This window comes from Massilia sp. IC2-477 (assembly GCF_020707265.1).
GTDB lineage: Bacteria > Pseudomonadota > Gammaproteobacteria > Burkholderiales > Burkholderiaceae_D > Telluria.
Genome location: NZ_JAJFEQ010000033.1, coordinates 1 through 1,003 on the forward strand (window position 1 = coordinate 1; position 1,003 = coordinate 1,003).

Here is a 1,003-nt window from a genome sequence, read left to right on the forward strand (position 1 = left end):
AACACCGCGCACGTCGAGTACGAAACCGCGAACCGTCACTACGCGCACGTTGACTGCCCAGGCCACGCCGACTACATCAAGAACATGATTACCGGTGCTGCGCAGATGGACGGCGCGATCCTGGTGTGCTCGGCCGCTGACGGCCCGATGCCGCAGACCCGCGAGCACATCCTGCTGGCGCGTCAGGTTGGCGTTCCGTACATCATCGTGTTCCTGAACAAGTGCGACCTGGTCGACGACGCAGAACTGCTGGAACTGGTCGAAATGGAAGTCCGCGAACTTCTGTCGAAGTACGAGTTCCCAGGCGACGACCTGCCAATCATCAAAGGTTCGGCACGTATGGCCCTGGAAGGCCAGGCTGGCGAACTGGGCGAAGACGCGATCATGAAGCTGGCTGATGCACTGGACAGCTACATCCCGACCCCGGAACGTGCTGTTGACGGCGCCTTCCTGATGCCGGTGGAAGACGTGTTCTCGATCTCGGGCCGCGGTACCGTGGTGACCGGTCGTGTCGAGCGCGGCATCATCAAGGTCGGCGAAGAAATCGAAATCGTCGGTATCGTTGACACCGTCAAGACCACCTGCACCGGCGTGGAAATGTTCCGCAAGCTGCTGGACCAGGGTCAAGCTGGCGACAACGTCGGCCTGCTGCTGCGCGGTACCAAGCGTGAAGACGTCCAGCGTGGCCAGGTTCTGGCCAAGCCGGGCTCGATCAAGCCGCACACCGACTTCACCGGCGAAGTGTACGTCCTGTCGAAAGACGAAGGCGGCCGTCACACCCCGTTCTTCAACAACTACCGTCCGCAGTTCTACTTCCGTACGACTGACGTGACCGGTTCGATCGTGCTGCCGGCCGACAAAGAAATGGTCATGCCAGGCGACAACGTGTCGATCACCGTCAAGCTGATCGCTCCGATCGCGATGGAAGAAGGTCTGCGCTTCGCAATCCGCGAAGGCGGCCGTACCGTCGGCGCCGGCGTGGTTGCCAAGATCATCGCCTAAT

The 1,003-nt window shown here is 61.1% G+C and carries 1 protein-coding gene; it reads left to right on the forward strand.

Translation table 11 applies throughout. The features are described from left to right. Nucleotides 1–1,002: elongation factor Tu (gene tuf / locus LK542_RS24765; RefSeq protein ID WP_227813982.1), on the forward strand; the 1,002-nt coding region annotated here is incomplete at its 5' end. Nucleotide 1,003 lies beyond the last annotated feature (1 nt).